This is a genomic window from Achromobacter sp. MUI-25009338 (assembly GCF_057359325.1).
Genome location: NZ_CM170627.1, coordinates 907597 through 930092, shown reverse-complemented (window position 1 = coordinate 930092; position 22496 = coordinate 907597). Strand labels below are relative to the sequence as shown.

Annotated in this window: 13 protein-coding genes; 9 read left to right on the top strand and 4 right to left on the bottom strand. The window is 69.0% G+C overall.

Features of this window, described 5'->3' with window-relative positions:
* Position 1: 1 nt before the first annotated feature.
* From phnC to AC1IQ6_RS04220, 4 genes are all read left to right on the top strand, one after another.
* Entirely contained in the window at positions 2-772 is a 771-nt protein-coding gene (gene phnC, locus AC1IQ6_RS04235) for a phosphonate ABC transporter ATP-binding protein (RefSeq protein WP_102773962.1), read from the top strand.
* Complete coding sequence (gene phnE / locus AC1IQ6_RS04230) at positions 769-1656, top strand: phosphonate ABC transporter, permease protein PhnE (protein ID WP_102773963.1); 888 nt, start codon at positions 769-771, stop codon at positions 1654-1656. Before phnC ends, phnE (AC1IQ6_RS04230) begins: the two co-directional genes overlap by 4 nt.
* Positions 1653-2477, top strand: a complete 825-nt coding sequence (phnE, locus tag AC1IQ6_RS04225) for a phosphonate ABC transporter, permease protein PhnE (RefSeq protein WP_111825829.1) — start codon at positions 1653-1655, stop codon at positions 2475-2477. Before phnE (AC1IQ6_RS04230) ends, phnE (AC1IQ6_RS04225) begins: the two co-directional genes overlap by 4 nt.
* Positions 2478-2714: 237 nt before the next feature.
* Positions 2715-3830: a PDDEXK nuclease domain-containing protein gene (locus tag AC1IQ6_RS04220; protein WP_485865900.1), complete on the top strand. Its 1116-nt coding sequence runs from the start codon at positions 2715-2717 to the stop codon at positions 3828-3830.
* 13 nt (positions 3831-3843) lie between these two features.
* Here AC1IQ6_RS04220 and AC1IQ6_RS04215 read toward each other — a convergent pair whose 3' ends face one another.
* Positions 3844-13506, bottom strand: a complete 9663-nt coding sequence (locus AC1IQ6_RS04215) for an autotransporter-associated beta strand repeat-containing protein (RefSeq protein WP_485865899.1) — start codon at positions 13504-13506, stop codon at positions 3844-3846.
* Positions 13507-13819: 313 nt separating this feature from the next.
* Between AC1IQ6_RS04215 and AC1IQ6_RS04210 the strand changes: the two genes are divergently transcribed.
* Positions 13820-15478 carry a CYTH and CHAD domain-containing protein gene (locus tag AC1IQ6_RS04210; RefSeq protein WP_102773964.1) on the top strand — a complete coding sequence of 553 codons (1659 nt, stop codon included), beginning with the start codon at positions 13820-13822 and terminating at the stop codon, positions 15476-15478.
* A 19-nt stretch (positions 15479-15497) separates the two neighbouring features.
* Here AC1IQ6_RS04210 and ftsY read toward each other — a convergent pair whose 3' ends face one another.
* Complete coding sequence (ftsY, locus tag AC1IQ6_RS04205; RefSeq protein ID WP_485865898.1) at positions 15498-16748, bottom strand: signal recognition particle-docking protein FtsY; 1251 nt, start codon at positions 16746-16748, stop codon at positions 15498-15500.
* On the opposite strand from ftsY, the gene rsmD reads away from it, so the two are divergent.
* The 4 genes from rsmD (at position 16747) to AC1IQ6_RS04185 (ending at position 19460) form a co-directional block, all read left to right on the top strand.
* Positions 16747-17313 carry a 16S rRNA (guanine(966)-N(2))-methyltransferase RsmD gene (gene rsmD / locus AC1IQ6_RS04200; RefSeq protein WP_102774172.1) on the top strand — a complete coding sequence of 189 codons (567 nt, stop codon included), beginning with the start codon at positions 16747-16749 and terminating at the stop codon, positions 17311-17313. The two genes, ftsY and rsmD, sit on opposite strands and share 2 nt — an antisense overlap.
* A gap of 58 nt (positions 17314-17371) precedes the next feature.
* Positions 17372-17875 (top strand): pantetheine-phosphate adenylyltransferase, encoded by a 504-nt coding sequence (coaD, locus tag AC1IQ6_RS04195; protein WP_102773965.1) that lies wholly within the window; start codon positions 17372-17374, stop codon positions 17873-17875.
* Between the two features lie 116 nt (positions 17876-17991).
* On the top strand, positions 17992-18243 hold the full coding sequence (locus tag AC1IQ6_RS04190) for a YfhL family 4Fe-4S dicluster ferredoxin (RefSeq protein ID WP_043547072.1): 252 nt from the start codon (positions 17992-17994) through the stop codon (positions 18241-18243).
* Positions 18240-19460, top strand: a complete 1221-nt coding sequence (locus tag AC1IQ6_RS04185; protein WP_168202181.1) for a benzoate/H(+) symporter BenE family transporter — start codon at positions 18240-18242, stop codon at positions 19458-19460. Before AC1IQ6_RS04190 ends, AC1IQ6_RS04185 begins: the two co-directional genes overlap by 4 nt.
* 7 nt (positions 19461-19467) lie before the next feature.
* Here the strand turns inward: AC1IQ6_RS04185 and AC1IQ6_RS04180 are convergent, their stop codons facing one another.
* The gene (locus AC1IQ6_RS04180; RefSeq protein WP_485865897.1) at positions 19468-19854 is read right to left on the bottom strand and encodes an MOSC N-terminal beta barrel domain-containing protein; all 387 of its coding nucleotides are present in this window, start codon (positions 19852-19854) and stop codon (positions 19468-19470) included.
* Entirely contained in the window at positions 19851-22346 is a 2496-nt protein-coding gene (locus AC1IQ6_RS04175; RefSeq protein ID WP_102773967.1) for an AsmA family protein, read from the bottom strand. The genes AC1IQ6_RS04180 and AC1IQ6_RS04175 overlap by 4 nt, the downstream gene beginning before the upstream one ends.
* Positions 22347-22496: the final 150 nt, after the last annotated feature.

Here is a 22496-nt window from a genome sequence, read left to right as displayed (position 1 = left end):
TATGACGACGTCGCTACGCATTTCCGGCCTGGTGAAGGAATACCGGGCCGGCCAGCCTGTACTCAATGGCATCGACCTGCAGATCGCGGGACAGGGGCTGACCGCCATCATCGGCCCCTCGGGCACCGGCAAGAGCACGCTGCTGCGCTGCATCAACCGGCTGATAGAACCCACCCGCGGCGAGATCGTGCTGCAGTCGCAAGACGGTTCGGTGGACCTGGCGCGGGTGCGCGGCGCGTCGCTGCGCCGCGCGCGCCGCCGCATTGGCATGGTGTTCCAGGAATACAACCTGGTCGAACGCCTGACCGTGATGGAAAACCTGCTGACCGGGCGGCTGGGCTATACCTCGGCCGTCAAGGCCTGGATGCGGCGCTTCGAGGCCGAGGACATCGAGCATGCCTACAAGCTGCTCGACACCGTCGGCCTGGCGGGATATGCCGACCAGCGCGCCGACGCGCTGTCGGGCGGCCAGCGCCAGCGCGTGGGCATCGCCCGCGCGCTGATGCAGCGCCCGCAGCTGCTGCTGGCCGACGAGCCCACTTCGTCGCTGGACCCCAAGACCTCGGTCGAGATCATGGAACTGCTGTCGGCGCAGGGCAGCGCCACCGGCATACCGGTGATCGTGAACATCCATGACGTGGATCTGGCGCGCCGCTACGCCAGCCGCATCGTCGGCATGTCCGGCGGGCACGTGGTCTACGACGGCGACGGGCAGGGCCTGGACGCCGCCATGCTCAAGACGATTTACGGAGGCGAGTCTTGGCTGGAATGATTCCCCCCGGCGGCCGCACCCGGCCGTTCGCCATGTCCGGGCGCGCCAAGGCCGGCGTGCTGTTGCTGCTGGCCTACACAATCTACGCCGGCGCGCAGCTGGATTTCAGCTGGGCGCGCTTCGAAAGCGGCATGGGACACGCGTCCACTTTTCTTTCGCGCATGTTTCCGCCCAATTTCGAAAAGCCGGACACCTTGTGGAAAGGCATCGCGGAAAGCCTGGAGATCGCGGTGCTGGCCTCCATGCTGGGCGTGCTGATCGCGCTGCCCATCGGCCTGCTGGGCGCGCGCAACATGATGCCGGCCTGGGTCTCGTGGCCGGCGCGCGCCGTCGTGGCGCTGTGCCGCGCCCTGCACCCGGTCATCGTCGCCATTCTGTTCGTCAAGGCGGTGGGCTTCGGCGCGCTGGCCGGCATCCTGGCGCTGACGGTGGCGTCCATCGGCTTCATCGGCAAGCTCTTCACCGAGGCCATCGAGGAGATCTCGCTCAAGCAGGTGGAAGCCGTCAGGGCCTCGGGCGCCTCGTTCGCCAACGTCATCATCTTCGGCGTGCTGCCGCAGGTGTTCGCGCGCTTCATCGGCTTCGCCACCTACCAGTTCGACTCCAACCTGCGCAACTCCACCATGGTGGGGATCGTGGGCGCGGGCGGCGTGGGCGGCACGCTGTTTTCGGCGTTCCAGCGCTTCGACTACGACTTCGTCAGCGCCATCCTGCTGACCCTGATCGCCATCATCATGCTGGGTGAAATCCTGGCCGGCTTCGTGCGCGCCGTGTTCCTGGACAACCTGGGCTTCGAGCGCATCCTGCAGGGCCGCATGGCCGGCGCCCGCGGCGTGGGCTCGACCCGCGCCCCGGTCGCGCGCAAGGCGGAGGTGGAAGAATGAACGCCACCGCTTCCACCCTGAACCCGGCCGGCGCCCCGCGCGTCTGGCAGCGCTACAGCATGGGCCAGCGCCTGCTGCGCTTCGCGCTGTACCTGCTGGTGGTCGCCGCCATCGTGCAGGCCATCCGCGGCGTGGAGATCATTCCGGAGTTCCTGTATGACGCGCCCGAGCAGATGGCCGACCTGTTCCGCCGCATGTGGCCGATCGACTGGGCCTACTACCCGGAAGGCGTGCACGCCGCGCTGATCGAAACCCTGCACATCGCCACTCTCGGCACCATCCTGTCGGTGGTGATGGCGGTGCCGGTGGGCCTGCTGGCGGCCAACAACCTCACGCCCAGCAAGACCGTCAACATGCTGGCCCGGCTGATCCTGGTGTCCAGCCGCTCGGTCAACTCGCTGGTGTGGGCGCTGCTGTTCATCGCCATCTTCGGGCCGGGCGCCCTGGCCGGCACGCTGGCCATCGCGTTCCGCTCCATCGGCTTCGTCGGCAAGCTGGTGGGCGAGGCCATCGAAGAGGCGCAGCGCGGCCCCATCGAAGCCGTCGCCGCCACCGGCGCCAGCAAGGCCTCGGTGATCTGGTACGCCTACTGGCCGCAGATCCGCCCCGCGTTCTGGTCCATCGTGCTGCTGCGCTGGGACATCAACGTGCGCGAATCCGCCGTGCTCGGCCTGGTCGGCGCCGGCGGCATCGGCATGGCCCTGGACACCGCGCTGAACCTCTTCCAGTGGGACCGCGTATCGCTGGTCCTGGCCGCCATCTTCGGCGTCGTGGTGCTGGCCGAGATCATCATCACCCAGGCCCGCAAACGCATACTCTGACCGCGCCTGCGCCGTACCGTGTTCCTTTGCGCCGCCCGGCAACGGGCGGTTTTTTTTGCTTCACGCTAACTCCAGATCGCGCGCCGATGGCGCGGACACTGGCAACTCGGACGTGCCGACCAACGTGGACATGAAGCTCACGGGTCACAAGACGGCGGCGATGTTTATGCACTACGTTCATGTAAAGAGCCGGCGGCAGGCGATCACCGGGGCATCCCGTTCCATGGAGCTAGCAGCATGACAAGGAAGACGCATACAGCGAAAAAACCTGCCGCCTTGCCGGCTGGCTATGCCGGCGTCCACGGCGGTATCGTGGACCTACTGAATGCCGCACGTCAGGCAACGGCGCGCAGTGTCAATGCCTTGATGACGGCCAGCTACTGGGACATTGGCCGCCGGATCGTTGAAGCCGAGCAGAAAGGCAGGCGGCGGGCCGGTTACGGCGAGCAGTTGATGGAGCGCTTGTCCGCCGATCTGACGGCTCGATTCGGACGCGGGTTCGGCGTCAACAACCTGGAGAGCATGCGGCGTTTCTTCCTTGCATACCCCCAGCCCAGGATTTCCCAGACAGTGTCTGGGAAATCGAGTCTGTCCGAACTGGCGCAGGTCTTCACCCTGCCATGGTCGGCCTATGTCCGGCTACTGTCGGTCAACGATGACCATGCCCGCCAGTTCTACGAGGCAGAGGCGCTGCGTGGGGGCTGGAGCGTGCGCCAGCTCGATCGGCAGATCGGAAGCCAGTTCTACGAGCGCACAGCCTTGTCGAAAGACAAGACGGCGATGCTGGTCAAAGGCGGCGTATCCGAGCCTGAGGACGCCGTCATGCCCAATGACGCGATCAAAGACCCGTATGTGCTGGAGTTTCTTGATCTCAAGGACGAATATTCGGAATCCGATTTGGAAGCAGCCTTGATCCAACGCTTGGAAGACTTCCTGCTGGAACTTGGCGAAGGATTCACCTTTGTCGGGCGGCAACGTCGGTTGCGCATCGACCAGACTTGGTATCGCGTGGATCTCCTGTGCTTTCATCGCAAGCTACGCTGCCTGGTCATCGTCGACTTGAAGCTGGGTAGCCTGACCCATGCCGATGTGGGGCAGATGCACATGTATTGCAACTATGCCAAGGAGCATTGGGCCTATGCGGATGAGAATCCGCCGGTGGGCCTGATCCTGTGTGCCGACAAGGGCCACGCGCTGGCGCGGTATGCACTGGACGGCCTGCCGAACAAGGTGATGGCGGCCAACTACCGGACGGTCTTGCCGGACGCCGAGTTGTTGCAAAAAGAGTTGGAAAACGCACGGCGTTTGCTGGAATCCCGCGGCGCGCCATCTCCCCAGGACGACAAGCCATAGCCATGCGCTCCCATCAGAACCGGATATTCAACCCCGCCCTCACCCCGTGGTCCTGCGCCGAACCGGCAAGCTGCCCCTGATATGACAGGCCGAACGACGCCCTGCGGTTGATCCGCACTTCCAGCCCGGCCTCGACCACCGCGCTGTTCTTCGCGATGGGCACGCCCGCCACGGTGAACGACTCGCCGGCCGAGAACGCCTGGACGGCCACCGGCTTCACGTCGCCGAAGGCGTGGCGCCAGCCCAGCGAGCCGCGCGCCGCGGCCTGCGCGCCGCCCAGCTCGAAATCGGTGGAGGCGCGCGCGCCCAGCGTGGTGTAAGTGGTTTCGTTGGTCTGGCTCTTGCCGCGCAGCGCGGCCGCGCCGCCGCTTTCGCGATAGCCGTCCGTCTTGAGGTTGACGTAGGCCGCGTTGGCGAAAGGCTCGATCGCCGCGGCCGGCGTATCGATGCGGTAGCTCAGGTCGGCGTAGACCTGGGCCGTGCGGCCGTCGTAATCGGCCTCGAGGCGCTCGGACATGCCGGACATGGAAACCGATCGACGGGTCGTGATGTCGTGCCAGCTGTAGGCAAGTCCGCCGCGCAGGCCCAGCTTGCCCCACTGTCCGCCGCCATAGGCGCCCAGGTGGTAGTTGTCGCTGTCGCCCGAGGACGAACGCTGCTGCACGTCGAAGTCGGTGCGGCTGTAGCCGGCCATCAGGCCCAGGCGCCAGGCCTCCGACACCGGCGTATCCACGCCCATCACGAAGCCGCCGCTGGAACTCTTGGCGCGGGCCGCGTTGCCGTCGCCGTCGATATGGCTCCACGACCCCGTGGCCTGCAACCAGGTCGCCGGCCCGCGCGCATCGGCCGGCGCCAGGCGCGCGCCGTCTCCGGCCGAGGCCAGCACCGGCGCGGACACGGCGCCCACGCCGCCGGCCGCCGCGCGCAGGCGCTCGGCCACCGCGTCGCGCACGTAGCGGCTGTCCTGCAGCAGCACCGTCCTGGCCGAGGCATGGATCTCGCCGGACAACTGGTCGAAGGCGCCGCGCAGCAGCGGCGCGTCGTCCGGCAACTGGGCCACCGCGTCGTAGACGCGATGGCCGCCGGCCATGCCGATGCTGTCGATGGCGCCGGCGGCGGCGCGCTGGTTGCGCGTGGCCGCGGCCGAGATCATGGGCGTATCGTTGCGCGCCAGTTCCAGCGACACGCGGCGCGCGTCGTAGTCATAGGCCAGACTGGGCGTGAGGAAAGCGAAATCGGAGGTGACCGCGTCGAACTGGCCGGAAAGCGCGCCGTCCGCCGACAGGATGGTATAGCGCGAGCGCAGCCCGTAATTGCCGTTGGCGCCGATATGGGCCACCGATCCGCCGTCCAGCGCGGCGTTGCCGGTGACGTGCACGAGGTCGGCCTCGGGCCCCGCGGGGTTGGTTTCGACGGCGAAGCGCGCGCCGCGCTGCACCGCCAGATCGCCGTCTATGGTCAGGGCGCCGATGGAGTTGCCCGGCGACAGCACGCCGCCGGCGGCCACCGTAATGGTCGACCCCGCGCCGGAACCGACGGTGCCGTTGCCGCCCAGCACCCCGCCCGCGCCGATGCTGATCGAACCGCCCAGCCGGCCGTGCATGGCCAGCCGGCCGCCGTTGACCGTGGTGGTTCCGCGGTAGCCAGAACTGTCGCCGGTCAGGCCCAGCGTGCCCGCGCCGTTCTTGACGAACGAGCCGGTCCCCGACATCGCGCCGCCATAGGACGCGTCGGCCGCCTGCTCGAACACCAGCGTCCCGGCGTTGTCGATGTCGCCGCGGATGGTGGCCGCATTGCCGACCAGCGTGCCCGCCAGGATGCGCGTATTGCGATAGGCGTTGCCGGCGTTGTCCAGCCGCAGGATGCCCGCGCCGGACTTGACCAGATCGCCGGCGCCCGCCACCGCGCCGGTCAGTCCCAGTTCGGTGCCGCCGGCCACCTCGAAGCGGCCGGCCTGGGCCAGCGTGATCGAACGCGCGATGTCGAACGAGCCCATCGTCGCCAGCGTGCCGCCGCTGAATCTCAGCGCGCCGGCCGCCGCGCCCAGATTCGCGTCGCGGTCGATCTGCAGGGCGCCTCCGGCGATATTCGTGCCGCCGGTATAGCGGTTCTCGCCGCTCAGCACCAGCGTGCCCGCGCCGGCCTTGGTCAGCGTCTTGCCGTTCCAGCCGGTGGCGGCGTTGGGTGCCTGGTCGGCCAGCGCGGTCGCGACGACGAAACGGTCGCCGGCGTTGGCCAGCGTGAACGTACCATGCGCCAGATTGTTGCCGGCGCTCCATGCCAGGCTGTGGCTGGCAAGGTATTGCCGGCCATCGGCCGACTTGCGGGTCTTGACGGACAAATAGTCCACCGCGCCGGCGAATCCGCCCACGCTGACCGATGCGAAGTCGCCCCTGATGCCGCCAAGCGTATCGATCAGCACCTGGTCGAGCTGGCTGGCGTCCGAGATGCCGCTCAGGTTGAACGCCACGCCCGCGCCCAGCGTGACACTGCCGGCCGTCAGCGACGGCGCGGCCGCGCCAACCCCGATATCCAGCGCGGTCCCGTCGCCCATGGCGACCTCGCCCGCCACGTCCAGCGTCGCCGGGCCTTGCACCGACAGGCCGCCGCCCGCCACCTTCAGATTGCCGGCCAGGCGGTTGGCCGCGCCCGCCACGCCGTTGCCGTATTGCAGGACGCCGCCAGCCACTTCCGCCAATCCGCCCAGCACGCCCTGCACCACCAGCCGGCCTTCCGAAACCGTGGTGTTGCCCGCGAAGCCGGCATGATTGCCACTCAGATCCAGCGTGCCCGCGCCGCGCTTGAACAGGTCGCCGGTGCCGGCGATGGAGCCGCCGAAGAGGCCGTCGGCCGATTGCTCGAACACGAGCGCGCCGGCATTGTCGACGTTGCCCGAAATCGAATTCGCATCGCCGACCAGCGTGCCCGACTGGATCCAGGTGTTGCCATAGGCGTTGCCGGCGTTGCTCAGGCGCAGCGTGCCCGCGCCCGCCTTGAGCAGATCGCCGCTGCCCGTAATACCGCCGGTCAGGCCCAGGGAAGTGCCAGCCGCCACGTCGAAACGCCCCGCCTGCGCCAGCGTAAACGTGCGCGACGTATCGAAGCTGCCAGCCGTGGCCAGCGTACCGCCGCCGAACGCCACGCCCCCCGCGATATCGCCCAGGTTGGCGTCGCGTTCGATCCTCAGCACGCCGCCGCCGATGCGCGTGCCGCCGCCATACGTGTTGCCGCCGGCAAGCGCCAGCGTGCCGGCCCCGTCCTTGACGAAGGCGCCGGTTCCGGACACCGCGCCGTTCAGGCCCAGCGTGGTGCCGGTCGCCACGTCGAAGCGGCCCGACTGCGCCAGCGCCACCGCGCGCAACGTGGAGAACGTTCCCGTCGTCGCGAGCGTGCCGCCGTTGAAACTCAAGCCGCCCGCCGCATCGCCCAGGTTCGCGTCGCGCGCGACCTGCAAGATGCCGCCTTCGATGCGCGTGCCGCCGCCATACGAGTTGCTGCCGGCAAGCACCAGCGTGCCGGCCCCGTCCTTGACGAAGGCGCCGGTCCCGGACACCGTGCCGTTCAGGCCCAGCGTCGTGGCCGCGGCCACGTCGAAGCGCCCGGCCTGCGCCAGCGTCACGCCGCGTGCGATGTCGAACGTGCCGGTGGTGGCCAGCGTGCCGCCGTTGAAGGTCAGGCCGGCACCGGCCGCGCCCAGGTTCGCGTCGCGGCCGATCTGCAGCGTCCCTTGCTCTATGGCCGTGCCGCCGCCATGGCGGTTGCTGCCGCGCAGGACCAGCGTGCCCGCGCCCTGCTTGACGAGCGCGCCGCTGCCCGCCACCGTGCCGTCCAGGCCCAGCGCAGTGCCGGCTGCGACGTCGAAGCGGCCGGCCTGGACCAGCGTGATGGCGCGCGCCGTGTCGAACGAGGCGGTCGTCGCCAGCGTGCCGCCGCTGAAGCTCAGGCCGCCCGCGGCCGCGCCCAGGTTCGCGTCGCGGTCGATCTGCAGGGTGCCTCCGGCGATATGCGTGCCGCCGGTGTAGCGGTTCTCTCCGCTCAGCACCAGCGTGCCCGCGCCGTGCTTGGTCAGCGTCTTGCCGTCCCAGCCGGTGGCGGCATTCGCGGCCTGGTCGGCCAGCGCCGCCCCTATCGTGAAATGCTCGGCAGCACCGGCCAGCGTAAAGTTGCCGTGCGCCAGGTTGTTGCCGCTCGTCCACGACAGTCCGTAGCTGGCAACGTATTGCAGCCCGCCGGTCGCCTTGCGCGTGTTGACGGACAGGTAATCGACCGCGCCGGCGAACCCGCCCACGCTGACCGACGCGAAGTCGCCGTTGATGCCGCCCAGGGTACCGATCAGCACGCGGTCGAGCTGGCTGGCGTCCGAGATGCCGCTCAGGTTGAACGCCACGCCCGTGCCCAGCGTGACGCTGCCGGCCGTCAGCGACGGCGCGGCCGCGCCAACCCCGATATCCAGCGCGGTCCCGTCGCCCATGGCGACCTCGCCCGCCACGTCCAGCGTCGCCGGGCCTTGCACCGACAGGCCGCCGCCAGCCACCTTCAGATTACCGGCCAGGCGGTTGGCCGCGCCCGCCACGCCGTTGCCGTATTGCAGGACGCCGCCAGCCACTTCCGCCAATCCGCCCAGCACGCCCTGCACCACCAGCCGGCCTTCCGAAACCGTGGCCTTGCCCGCGAAGCCGGCATGATTGCCGCTCAGATCCAGCGTGCCCGCGCCGCGCTTGAACAGGTCGCCGGTCCCCGAGATGGAGCCGTTGAAGACGCCATCGGCCGACTGCTCGAACACGAGCGCGCCGGCATTGTCGACGTTGCCCGAGATCGAATTCGCATCGCCGATCAGCGTGCCCGACTGGATCCAGGTGTTGCCATAGGCGTTGCCGGCATTGCTCAGGCGCAGCGTGCCCGCGCCCGTCTTGACCAGATCGCCGCTGCCCGTAATACCGCCGGTCAGACCCAGGGACGTGCCGGCCGCCACGTCGAAACGTCCCGCCTGCGCCAGCGTAAACGTGCGCGACGTATCGAAGCTGCCGGCCGTGGCCAGCGTACCGCCGCCGAACGCCACGCCCCCCGCGATATCGCCCAGGTTGGCGTCGCGTTCGATCCGCAGGACGCCGCCGTCGATGCGCGTGCCGCCGCCATACGTGTTGCCGCCGGCAAGCGCCAGCGTGCCGGCCCCGTCCTTGACGAAGGCGCCGGTTCCGGACACCGCGCCGTTCAGGCCCAGCGTGGTGCCGGTCGCCACGTCGAAGCGGCCCGACTGCGCCAGCGCCACCGCGCGCGACGTGGAGAACGTTCCCGTCGTCGCGAGCGTACCGTCGTTGAAACTCAAGCCGCCCGCCGCATCGCCCAGGTTGGTGTCGCGCGAGACCTGCAAGACCCCGCCCTCGATGCGCGTGCCGCCGCCATACGTGTTGCTGCCGGCAAGCACCAGCGTGCCGGCCCCGTCCTTGATGAAGGCGCCGCTTCCGGACACCGTGCCGTTCAGGCCCAGCGCCGTGGCCGCGGCCACGTCGAAACGCCCGGCCTGCGCCAGCGTCACGCCGCGTGCGGTGTCGAACGTGCCGGTGGTGGCCAGCGTGCCGCCGTCGAAGCTCAGGCCGCCAATGGCGTCGCCCAGGTTCGCGTCGCGCGCGACCTGCAGCGTGCCGCCGGCCAGCGTCGTGCCGCCCTCGTAACTGTTGCTGCCGGCAAGCACCAGCGTGCCCGCGCCGTTCTTGACCAGCCCGCCCTCGTATGACACTGTGCCATTCAGGCCCAGCGCGGTATCCGCGGCCACGTCGATGCCGGCCGTCTGCATCAGGATGACAGCGCGCGACATATCGAACGTGGCCGTGGTCGCCAGCGCTCCGCCGAAGAACACCAGCTCGCCCGAGCCCAGGTTGGCGTCGCGGCCGATGCGCAGGACGCCGTTGTCGATATAGGTGCCGCCGTAGTCGTTGGCGCCGCTCAAGGCCAGCGTGCCGCCGCCTTGCTTGAGCAGCACGCCGTTGCCCGACACCCTGCCGTTCAGGCCCAGCGTCGTGCCGCCCTGGACGTCGATGATGCCGAATTGCTCCAGCCGGACCGTGCGCGAGGTGTCGAAGGCGCCGGCGGTCGCCAGCGTGCCGCGGTCCAGGGTCAGGCCGCCAGCCGCCGCACCCAGATTGGCGTCGCGCGTGACCCGCAGCGTGCCGTCTGTGACCGTCATGCCGCCGCCGAAGGTATTGGTTCCCGTCAGCTCCAGCGTGCCCCAGCCGCTCTTGACCACCCTGCCGGCGCCGGATATGGCGCCGCCGAAGATGGCGCTCGGACTCTGTTCGAATTCCAGCGTGCCGGCGTTGTCGACATTGCCCGAGATCGAATTCGCATTGCCCGCCAGCGTGCCCGCCAGGATCGAGGTATTGCCGTAGGCGTTGCCGGTATGGCTCAGGCGCAGCGTGCCGGCGCCGGACTTGATCAGATCGCCGCTGCCCGAAACGATGCCGCCCAGCCCCAGCGTGACGCCCGCGGCCACGTCGAAACGCCCTGCCTGGGCCAGCGTGACGGCGCGCGAGGTGTCGAACCTGCCCGTCGCGGCCAGCGCGCCGCCGTCGAGTTTCAGTGCGCCGGACGGATAGCCCAGATTCCGGTCGTGATCGACTTGCAGGACGCCGTCCAGAATCGTCGTGCCGCCGCCATAGTAATTGTCGCCGCGCAGCGCCAGCGTGCCGGCGCCGGCCTTGACCAGCATACCTGCGCCCGAGATCTGGCCGTTCAGGCCCAGCGTCGTACCGCCAGCCACATCGAAGCCCGCCATCGCTGTCGCATCGAGGACGACCCTGCGCGAGATGTCGAAGGTCGACGTGGTCGCCAGCGCGCCGCCGCCGAGCAGCAGGGAGCCGGCTCCCGTGCCGAGGTTGGCGTCCTGATCGATTCGCAGCGTGCCACCGGTAAGCACCAGCAAGCCGGCGTAGCTGTTGACGCCGCGCAGGGCCAGGGTGCCGGCGCCGTTCTTGAAAAACGGGCCGGCGCCCAGCAGCGGACCGTCCAGCCCCAGTGTGGAGCCGGCCGCCACGTCGATGCTGCCGCCAGTATCCATCAGGACGGCGCGCGAGGTGTCGAAGGAACCCGTGGCCGCCAGGGTGCCGCCATTGAATGTCAGCCCGCCCATTGGCGCGCCCAGATTCGCATCGCGGTCCACCTGCACCGTGCCGCCGTCCAGCACCGTGCCGCCGGTGTAGCGGTTGTCGCCGCTCAGCACCAGCGTGCCGGCGCCGCGCTTGGTCAGCGTCCTGCCGTTCCAGCCCAAGGCGGCGTTGGCCGCCTGGTCGGCCAGCGCCGCGTTCACCTCGAACCTGTCGGCCGCGCCGCTCAGCGTGAACGTACCGTGCGCCAGACTATTGTTGGCCATCCATCTCAGGCCGTAAGACGCCAGATAACGCCGGCCGTCCTCGGACTTGCCGGCATTGACGCCCAGATAATCCACGCCGCCGCCGTTGCCGCCCACGCTCACCCGGCCGAAGTCGCCGCTGATGCCCGAGCGGGTTTCGATCAGCACCTGCTCGGCCGGCCCCGCGCCGTCGATGCCGTTGATGGCAAGCGCCACGTCCGCGCCCAGCGTGACGCTGCCGGCCGTGATGGCGGGTCCGCCCGCGCCCGCCCCGATATCCAGGGTAGTGCGATCGGCCATGCCGATGTCGCCTTCCACCGTCAGGGTCGCGGGGCCCTGCACCGACAGCGAGCCGCTGTAGACCGGCAAATTGCCGGTCAGCTTGCTGGCCGCGCCGCTCGCGCCATTGCCGAACTGCAATACGCCGCCGTTGACTACGGCCGAGCCGCCCAGCGCCCCCAGCACCAGCAGCCGGCCCTCCGACGCCACGGTGCTGCCGGCATACGCGGCGTGGTTGCCGGTCAGGCTCAGCGTGCCGGCGCCGGTCTTGACCATTGTTCCGAATCCGGTGATGGAACCGCCGAAAACCCCGTCGGCGACCTGCTCGAACACCAGGATGCCGCCATTGTCGACGTTGCCGCGGATCGAACTCGCGTTGCCGAGCAGCGCGCCCGCCTTGATCCAGGTATTGCCATAGGTGTTGCCGGGATTGCTCAGGCTCAGCATGCCCCGGCCGGTCTTGACGAGGTCGCCGCCGCCCGATATCTCGCCGGTCAGGTCCAGCGTCCGGCTTTGCTCCACGTCGACACTGCCGGTCTGCAGCAGCGTGATGGCGCGCGAACTCGTAAAGGACTCCAGCGCCCGCAGCGCGCCGCCGTCGAACACCACCTTGCCGTTGGCGTCGCCCAGGTTCGCGTCGCGGCTGACCTGCAGCATGCCCCCCGCGAGCACGGTGCCGCCGGTGTAGCTGTTGTTGCCGTCCAGGGTCAGCGTGCCTTCGCCCGCCTTGGTCAGCGTCCTGCCGTTCCAGCCCTTGGCAGGATTGGGCGCCTGGTCGGAAAGCCCCACGCCCTGGGCGAAGAAATCCTGCGCATTCTCCAGCGTGAACGTACCGTGGGCCAGGTTGCTGCCGGCCGTCCAGCTCAGGTCGTAGGTGGCGCGGTATTGCCGATTGTCCGCCGACTTGCCGGTATTGACGGTGAGATAATCCACCGGGCCCGAAAACCCACCTACATTCACCGTGGCGAAATCGCCGCTGATGCCGCTGGCAGTGTCGATCAGCAGCGCATTGAGCTGGCTCTCGTCGGCGATGCCGCTGAGCTTGAATGCCACGCCCTGGCCCAGGGTCACGGAATCGGCCCACAAGACGGGGCCGCCTGCGCCGGCCATCACGTCCAGGACGGCGCCGTCGCCCAGGCCGATGTCGCCGCCCACCGCCAGCGTCGCGGGGCCTTGCACCGACAGCGTGCTGCCGGCCCCCGACACTTTCAGATCGCCGCTGAGGCGGCTTGCCGCGCCGGACACGCCGTCGCCGTACTGCAAAGTCCCGCCGGTCACTTCGGCCGAGCCGCCGAGCGATCCCAGCACCAGCAGCTTGCCGCCCGACACCGTGGTCTTGCCATTGAACCCGCCGTTGGCGCCCGTCAGGACCGTCGTACCCGCGATCTGGTTCAAGCGGTGGACGCCCGAGCCGGTGCTCTTCAGGCCCGCGGAAAACGGGTGGAGCGTCTCGGTGTGATTGAAGTTCAGTGTGGCGTCGCCGCCGCCGAAGCGGATTTCGTTCGCAAGCAGGGCGCCGCCGGTCTCGGCCGCGAAGCCGAGCAGCCCGCCGATATTGATCGTGCCCATCCCGCCCGCGACGGGCGCCAGCATGACGGTTCCCGTACCGCCGCCTACCTCGACATACCCGCCATTGACGAGGCTCAGCGTGCCGGCGCCGCCCGCACCGATGGACAGGCCGCCGTGCAACAGCCAGTTAGAACCCGGGTCCTGAACGGTCACCATGCCGAAGCTGCCGGGTGCGTTGCCGATGACGCCCTGCGCATTCTCCATGCCCGAGCCGTCGGTGATGGACAAGGTGCCGGCGCGGGTATTGCCCACGATCAGAGCGGCGACGGGGTCGTTCCAGGCGAGCGGATCGTTCGGAAAGACATCACCGAAGCGGATCCACGCCGCTCGCGATTCGCCAGCCAGCAAGCCTGCCGCCACGGCAAGCGCGGCAACCAGCAGCAAGGGCCGCGCACCGCCCTTGCCCCGCCCTCGGGCATGTTCGCTCGCCACCTGCCACACGCCTGCACTGCGGTTGAAAACGATACGAAACGTACGGTTCATGGGGCTCTTCTAATTTGTAGCGCGGCCTCCGGGCGCGGAGCCGGAAGACGCGGAGATGATCGGCGCCGCGCGCGGGGTCGTCCGGCCGGCTTATTACAATTAGAAAAGCTATTCGTAACATTGCATATCACTGAAACTGGGTAATTACCGGGTCCGCGTTACGCGGCCGTTTGCCCTCCCGGTTGCGGCTCGCGCCGGTTGTTGATGCGCCGCAAACACGTCTATGCTCCGTGTGAAATAAATATGACCGGTCATCAAATCACCGCTCCCGTTTAATTAAGATCTCGGCTTTTGCCGTTGGACAGCCGCCGCCATGTCGGAACAGGAACTGAAACTGCACGTGCCCGCGGCGTCCCGCCCGGCCGTATTGCGAGAGATCAAGCAACGCGAGGCGACCCGCATCCGCCTGCATGCGATGTATTTCGACACGCCCGAGCGCGAACTCGCGCGGGCCCGCATCGCGATCCGGCTGCGCCAGGAAGGCCGCGACTGGGTCCAGACCCTGAAGATGCCCGGCATCAACGCCATCACCCGGATCGAACTCAACCATCCGCGCCCCGGCCCGGTGCTGGACCTGTCGGTGTACGCGGGCACAGAGGTCGAGGCCGCGCTGGTCGCGGTCAAGGGCGAACTGGGCCTGCGCTACGAAACCGACGTGCAGCGCCTGCTGCGCAAGGTGCGCACGCGCTACGGCACGGTCGAGCTGGCCTACGACACCGGCATCCTGCGCGCCGGCGCGCTGGAACTGCCGATCTCCGAACTGGAATTCGAACTGGTTTCGGGCCGCCCCGCGGCCATCTTCGCGGCCGCGCGCGGCTGGCAGCAGCGCCACGCGCTGGTGCTGGACCCGCGCAGCAAGTCCGAACGCGGCGACGCGCTGGCCCAGCTGGCGCAGCGGCTGGCCGACGCCGACGCCATCCCGGGCGATGACCTGGAGACACGCCGCGCGCAGGCCATCGCCCAGTTCTGGGCGCCGCGCGGCGCGGCCGCGGTCAAGCTGCGCGAGGACATGACGGCCCCGCAGGCCATGGCCCGCATCGCCGCCGAATGCCTGGACCAGATCGCGCGCAACGCCTCGGTCCTGGCCGAGGTGGACACCGAGGACGTCTACCGCGCCGGCAATTCCGAACACGTGCACCAGCTGCGCGTGGGCGTGCGCCGGCTGCGTTCGGCATGGAAACTTTTCGACGGCTGGATCGCGCCGATCCCGGCCTCCCTGCTGGAAGGCGTGCGCACGCATTTCGGCGCCTTCGGCGCCAACCGCGACCAGGACGTGCTGAACGAAACCGTGGCGCCGGCGCTGATGCGCGCGGGCATGCCGGTGATCCCCATGGAAGCCGCGCCGCCCGAGCAGGACGCGCGCAGCATCGCCGGCGGCAAGGCCTTCCAGGGCTGGCTGCTGGATCTGCTGGAATGGAGCCTGGACGTGCCGGCCGCGCCGCCCGCCTCGGACGGGCAGCCCGTCGCCAACGGCACGCCCAGCGACGCCGCGCCCGAACCCGCCATCCGCCTCGAAGGCGGCGTGGCCGGTCCCAGCGTACGCCCCACCATCATCCCCATGCTCGCGCCCGAGCCCGATCCGCAGCGCCTGCGCAAGCAATTGGCGCGGCGCCTGCATCGCTGGCACAGCAAGGTGGCCGACCAGGGCACGCAGTTCGCGGCGCTGGACATTCCCGCCCGCCACGAATTGCGCAAACGCGGCAAGCGCCTGCGCTACAGCCTGGCCTTCGCCGAATCGCTGCTGCCCGCGGCCAGGCTGCGCGGCTATCGCAAGCTGCTGTCGCGGGTCCAGGACATTCTTGGGGAAATCAACGACCTGGCGGTCGCCAAGGACTACTACGAGTCGTGCACCGCCACCCATCCGCAGGCGTGGTTCGCGCTGGGCTGGATCAGCGCCCGGCTGCAGGAGCTGGCCGAGGACGCGCAGCGCGCGTTCGACGACCTGGCCGCCAGCAAGCCGTTCTGGAAGTAGCGGGGCCGCGGGGCCGGAATCACTCCGCCAGCAAGGCGCCGGCGAACTCGTCCGCGACGAAGGGCTGCAGGTCTTCCAGGGCTTCGCCCACGCCGATCCAGTACACCGGAATCGGGCGCACGCCCTGGCTGCCCGCGGCCACCGCCGCCAGCGTGCCGCCCTTGGCGGTGCCGTCCAGCTTGGTCACGACCAGCCCCGTCAGGTTGATGGCCGCGTCGAAGGCGCGGATCTGCGCCAGCGCGTTCTGGCCGGTATTGCCGTCGACCACCAGCAGCACCTCGTGCGGCGCGGCGGCGTCGGCCTTGCCGATCACGCGGCGGATCTTCTTCAGCTCTTCCATCAGGTGCAGCTGCGTCGGCAGGCGGCCGGCGGTATCCACCATCACCACGCCCATGCCGCGCGCGCGGCCCGCGTTGACGGCGTCGAACGCCACCGCCGCCGGATCGCCGCCGTCCTGTGAAATCACCGTGACGTTGTTGCGGCTGCCCCATTCGATCAGCTGTTCGCGGGCGGCGGCGCGGAAGGTGTCGCCCGCCGCCAGCAGCACGCTGGCGCCCTGGCGCTGGAAGGTGTGCGCCAGCTTGCCGATGGAAGTGGTCTTGCCCGCGCCGTTGACGCCGGCGATCATGACGACCAGCGGCTGGGTGCGCTTGAGGTCGAACGCCCGCTCCAGCGGACGCAGGTGGTCGGCCAGCAGCTGGCGCAGGGCCGCCTTGACCTTGGCGGGGTCCTCGATGCGTTCTTTCTTGACGCGCGCGCGCAGCGCGGTCAGCAGCTTCTCGGTGGCCTCCAGGCCCGCATCGGCCATAATGAGCGCCGATTCGAGTTCCTCGAACAGGTTTTCGTCGACCTTGACGCCGACGAAAATGCCGCCAATGCTTTGGCCGGTGCGCGACAGGCCCTGCTTGAGCCGGGCCAGCCAGGACGCCTTCTTGGGCGCTTCGGCGGCCGGCGCGGGCTCGGCCACGGGCTCGGCGACAGGCTCGGGGTCAGGCTGGGGCGCGGGTTCCGGCACGGGCGCCGCGGCGACCGGCTCGACCGGCGCTGCGGGCGGCGCCGGGATCGGCTCGACCTCGGGCGCGGCAGCCGGTTCGACGGCCGGCGCGGGAGCCGGCGGGGCGACCGGCGCGGGCGCGGATTGCGGCGCCGATGGCGCGGGCGCGGCCGGCTCGGCCGGCGCGGGAACGGGATCTGCAACCTCCGGCGGCGGCGCGGGCTGGGCCGGCGCGGCGGGCGGAGGGGATTTTTTCTTGAAGAAGCGGCTGAACATGGGTAACAAGTATATTCGTATCGTAGGGGGCCAATACCGGCGCACCCCCATCGCCGTGCCCGACGTGGAAACCTTGCGTCCCACGCCCGACCGGGTGCGCGAAACGCTGTTCAACTGGCTCAATCACCTGTGGGGCGGCGAATTCGCCGACAAGCAGGTGCTGGACCTGTTCGCCGGCAGCGGCGCGCTGGGCTTCGAGGCGGCCTCGCGCGGCGTGGCGCACGTGCAGATGGTCGAGCGCGATCGGACCGCAGCGGCCGCCCTGCGGACGCTGCGCGATAAACTCAAAGCCGACATGATACGCATCCACGTGGGCGACGCCATGCAGGTCACCGAAAGAATGGATGCGTCGCGGTTCGACCTCATCCTGTTGGATCCGCCTTTCGGCCAGGGCTGGCTGCCGCGCCTGTGGCCGCTGCTGCCGGGCATCCTGACCGAGCGCGGACTGGTCTACGTGGAAGCGGAAAGCCCCATCGAAGCGCCCGAAGGATTCACGATTTTGCGGCAGGACAAAGCCGGCGCCGTCCACTATCACCTGCTGGAATTTGCTGCATTGCGCAAATAGATCAATAATCCGGGATTCGGAGGATGGTGTACACCACTAATAACGGTACGGAGCTCGCATGATCACCGCTGTATATCCCGGCACTTTCGACCCGCTGACCCGAGGCCATGAAGACCTGGTCCGCCGTGCCGCCACGCTTTTCGACAGAGTCGTGGTCGGGATCGCCATTAGCCGCAACAAGAAGCCTTTCTTCAACATCGACGAGCGCGTGGAAATCGCGCGCGAGGTGCTGGGGCACTATCCCAACGTGGAAGTGCAAAGCTTCGGCGGCCTGCTCAAGGACTTCGTGCGCGACCAGGGCGGACGCGTGATCGTGCGCGGCCTGCGCGCGGTGTCCGACTTCGAGTACGAATTCCAGATGGCCGGCATGAACCGCCACCTGCTGCCCGACGTCGAGACCCTGTTCATGACGCCCTCGGACCAGTATCAGTTCATTTCGGGCACCATCGTGCGCGAGATCGCCCAGCTGGGCGGCGACGTGAGCAAGTTCGTGTTCCCGTCGGTCGAGCGCTGGCTGCAGGAAAAGGCCAAGGAACGCCGCGAACAGTCCTGGCCGGGCTGAACCGCCGGTCCGATTTCTTTACCGCAGGGGCGCCCACGGCGCCCCTGCGTCGCGCCGCCCATCCGGGCGGCGGCGGTACAATGACGGTCGCCCCACCGCTCTTACCGTAGCCCGCCATGGCCCTGACCATCACCGAAGAATGCATCAATTGCGACGTTTGCGAGCCCCAGTGCCCGAACGAAGCAATTTCCATGGGCGAAGACTATTACGTGATCGACCCCGACCGCTGCACCGAATGCGTCGGCCATCACGACGAACCCCAATGCAAGGTGGTGTGCCCCGTGGAATGCATCGAACTGCATCCGCAATGGCATGAGGGCCAGGAACAGCTCATGGCCAAGTACCGTCGCCTGACCGGTGCAGCATGAGCAATGCAGCCCAGTCCAGCATAGACCTGCCCCCGCCCCGCCACCGCGCCCGCCGCGACCTTTCCGCCTCCGCCGTCGCGGCAGGCCTGGTCGCCGTGCTGGTCAGCTTCGGCGGCACCGCCGTGCTGATGGTGCAGGCCGGCCACACTGCGGGCCTGGACGCGGCCCGCATCGGTTCCTGGATCGGCTCGCTGAGCCTGGCGTTCGGCCTGGGCGGCGCGCTCTACAGCCTGCGCACCGGCCTGCCCATCGTCATGGCCTGGTCCACGCCCGGGGCCGCCCTGCTGGTGACCGCGCTGGCCGGCGTGCCGTTCGACCAGGCCATCGGGGCCTTCGTGCTGGCGGCGGCGCTGACGCTGGCCTGCGGCCTGTTCGGCTGGATCGATCCCATCCTGCGCCGCATCCCCGGCGAAATCGCCGCGGCCATGCTGGCCGGCGTGCTGCTCAATTTCGGCATGGGCGTCTTCAGCAGCATCAACCAGCAGCCCGCGCTGGTGCTGGCGATGTGCGCCGCCTACCTGGTGTGCCGGCGCCTGGCGCCGCGCTACGCGGTGCTGGTGGTGATGCTGGTGGCCATCGCCATCGCCTACGCGCTGGACCTGATGCAGCTCGATCTGCTGGACTGGCGCCTCACCGAATTCGTCTGGACCACCCCTGCCTTCAGCGCGCAGGCGGCGGTCAGCCTGGGCATTCCGCTGTTCGTGGTGGCCATGGCTTCGCAGAACCTGCCGGGCCTGGCCATTCTGCAGGCCGCCGGCTACCGCCCGCCCGCGTCCCGCCTGGTGGCGGCCACCGGCCTGCTGGGCCTGCTGGCCGCGCCCTTCGGCGCCCACAGCGTCACCATGGGCGCGATCAGCGCGGCCATCTGCACGGGCCCCGAAGCCCATCCTGACGCTGGCAAACGCTATATCGCCGCCGCCACCTACGGCCTGGGCTATGTCGCGCTGAGCGTGGTGGCCGGCGCCGTCGCGGTGTTCTTCCAGGCCCTGCCGCCGGCCCTGCTGGCGGCCCTGGCCGGCCTGGCGCTGCTGGGCACCATCATGGGCGGCATGGCCGCGGCCATGGCCAATCCGCAGCGCCGCGAAGCGGCGCTCATCACGCTGCTGGCCACGGCGTCGGGCTTCAGTTTCTGGGGTATCGGATCGGCCTTCTGGGGCCTGGTGGCCGGCCTCGCGGCGCACGCGGCGTTCGAATACCGCCGCGCCTCCGCGTCGTAGAAAACGCTCAGGCCGGCCAGGCCGCCACCGGCGTGTCGGGGTGCACCTTCATGATGCGGCAGGGCACCTGCACGAAATTCGAGATCCAGGCCGCGGCCAGCTCGCCTTCGTCGACCACGTCCACGACCTGCTCGCCGACCCGCATGCTGTAGCGCACGCTGTCGTCGTCCTCGATCACGTCCAGCGGAATGTCCAAGCGCAGCATGCCGGGCGCCTTCAGCACCAGGTAGCCCATGCGCAGCTCGACGGCGACTTCAGCCAGGCGCGGGCACAGCTCGCGGTTGAGCCACTGCCCGGAATCGTTGGCGACCAGCCATTGGCGATGATAGCCGGCGGCCTCAGGCTGCGCCGTGACGCCGCATTCGGCGATGGGTTGGAATGGTTCCGCGCTCATTTGCCCAGCAGCCCCTTCAGTGCCTTGTCGATGCTTTCGCCGTTCTTGCCCTTGCCGCTGACCGCGTCGCGCAGCTTGTTTTCAAGGCTGCGCTTGAGGATGGCGCCGACGGCGTCCTTCCACAGCAGCGTATAGCTCGGCTTGTCGAACGGCCCCTGGATGCGCACCGGAATGGTCACGTCCTTCAGGTCGATCAGTTCCTTGCCTTCGGGATCGGCGGCCGGATTGACCACGCGCGCGCGCGCCACCAGGTCCAGCTCGCTCTTGACGAAGTCTATAGTGGCCGGCTCGCCCTGCGTCACGCGCAGCAGCGGCGACACGACGTTCAGGCGCTTCACGCTGGCCACGCCCTTGGCGAACGCCAGGTCCGCTTCCATTTCGGAGAATTCGGTCTGCTTGCTGGTGTCGGCCGGCACGGTCTCGTCCTGCGACTCCGGCTTGAAGGCCGCCTTCAGTTCGCGCAGCGTCTGCGTCAGGTTGATGCCCTTGACCGCGCCGTCGCGCAGGCGCAGCTGCATGGTGCCGCCCAGGCCCGCCTTCATGGCGTAGGCGTTGGCGCCGGCCGTCTTCAGGTCCAGCGCCAGGCTGCCCGTGCCGCTGAGCACGTTGCGCTTGGCCAGGTCCATCAGGAAGGGTTCGATCGCGATGCCCGCCAGCGACATCTTGCTGGCCAGCTGGTTGCCCTGCGCGGCGTCGACCGTCACGGCGCCGGCCAGCTTGCCGCCGTACAGGCCGGCCGTCAGGCTGGTGATTTCCAGCTTGCCCTTGTCCAGTTTCACCGTGGCGCCGACTTCGTCGGCCTTCAGGCCGCGCACCACCAGCTTGCCGACCTTCAGCGTGCCGTTGACGCTGGGGCCGACCAGCGCCGACAGGTCGATCGTATCGTCGACGGGCGCAGGCGCCGGCGCGGGCTGCGCCGGCTTGCTTTCGTCCTTCTTGCCTTCGGCCGGCTTGGCCGCCGGCGGCGTCACGGGCGGCACCAGCTTGTCCAGGTCCAGGGTGTCCACCACCAGCGCGAAATTGACGCGCGGCGCGTCGCTCAGGCGGGTGATGTCGGCGCTGAGGTCGAACTTGCCGCCCTCCAGCACCGCGTTGATCTTGCTGGTGGCCTGGTCCTTCAGCAGGTCGGCGGTGACGCTGCCGATCACCGGAATCTGCAGGCTGCCCTTGGGCAGGCCCGGATCGGTGATGTTCACGTCGCCGCGCAGCGCCGACAGCGCGCCGCTGCGCATCAGCAGATTCAGCGACAGCGGCGAGGCGAAGTTCAGCTTGACCACCCGTTCGCCGGTCTTGGACGTGCTGTCCAGCTTGGCTTCCTTGATGTCGAGTTCGCCGGCGTTGCCGCTGATGCCGTTCAGGCCGAAGCTGGCGTCCAGGCCGCTGACCCGCACGCGGCCGGTCAGGGCCTCGCCGGTGGCCGAGGCGGGCGAGATATTGAGCGCAGGCGCGTCCACGGCGAATTCGAACGGGCCGTCGGCCACGCCGCCCTTGGCGCGGATGGCGAGCTTCTCGATCTGCAGCTGGCGCTTGTGCGGATCGATGGACAGCTTGGGCATGGCCACGCTGGCGTCCACGTTGGTCGCGGCCGCGGCCGGATCGGTCACGTCGCCCTGGAACACGACTTCCAGGCCGGCCACGTCCAGCGCCGACTTGCGGCCGTCGAACGCCAGGTTGCCGCGCATGGCCAGGCTCTTGGCTTCCGCGCCCGGCAGCTTGCCGTCCATGCGCAGGTCCAGCTTCTGCGCCGCGTAGCGCTTGGCCGAGGGGTCCAGCGTCAGCAGGGCCTGGCCGGTCAGGTTGGCGTCGACCCGCGGGTTGCCGCCTTCCACCCGCGCGGTCAGGCGCACGTCGAAAGGCTGGTTGAACGTGACGCGGCCGGTGTTGGCGTTGATCTTGGTGACGGCCACGGCCATGCCGCTGATCGCGTCCTGCAGCTGCACGGAGCCGTCCTTAAGGTCCAGGCCCGCGATGTCGATCTGCATATTGCTGCGCCGCGGCGGCAGGCTGCCGTTGGTGATGGCCTGCGCCGCGGTCTCGGCCGCGCCCACCAGCGCCTCGGCCGGGTTGGCCGGCACTTCGGTGACCGGCGCCGTGCCGCCCACCAGATTGCTGAAATTGAATTGGCCGTCCTTGCCCCGGATCACGCGGGCCTTCAGGCCGCTGATGGCCACGTGGTCCACCACGAAGCTGTTCGACAGCAGCGGCCAGACGGCGACCGCCAGCCGCGTGCTGTCGATGGAGGCGAAGATCTCGGAGCTATTGGGCTCGGACAGCGACACGCCCTGCACCGACAGGCCGATGCGGGGAAAGAGCGACAGCTCGATCTCGCCGTCTATCGTCAGCGTGCGCTGGTAGCGTTGCTGGACAAGCTCTTCGAGCTTGTACTTGTACGCGTTGGGGTCGAATGTCAGCAAAAAGATGGCCAGGCCAACGACGGCCACGACAACCAACACAACCAGGCCTATCAAAATGCGCTTGAACCACGTTTTCATTGCTGCCCCGTCGGTACCTCGACTGGAAATCTTCGAATGCCGCCCGCCGCGCCGCAACGCGGGGATGGTGCTTTACCGGTGGAAAAGGCCTGCCGGCAAGTCGCGCCGCAGGCCTGTCGAGAGGTGAAGACGCTGGCCAGGCCAGCGTAC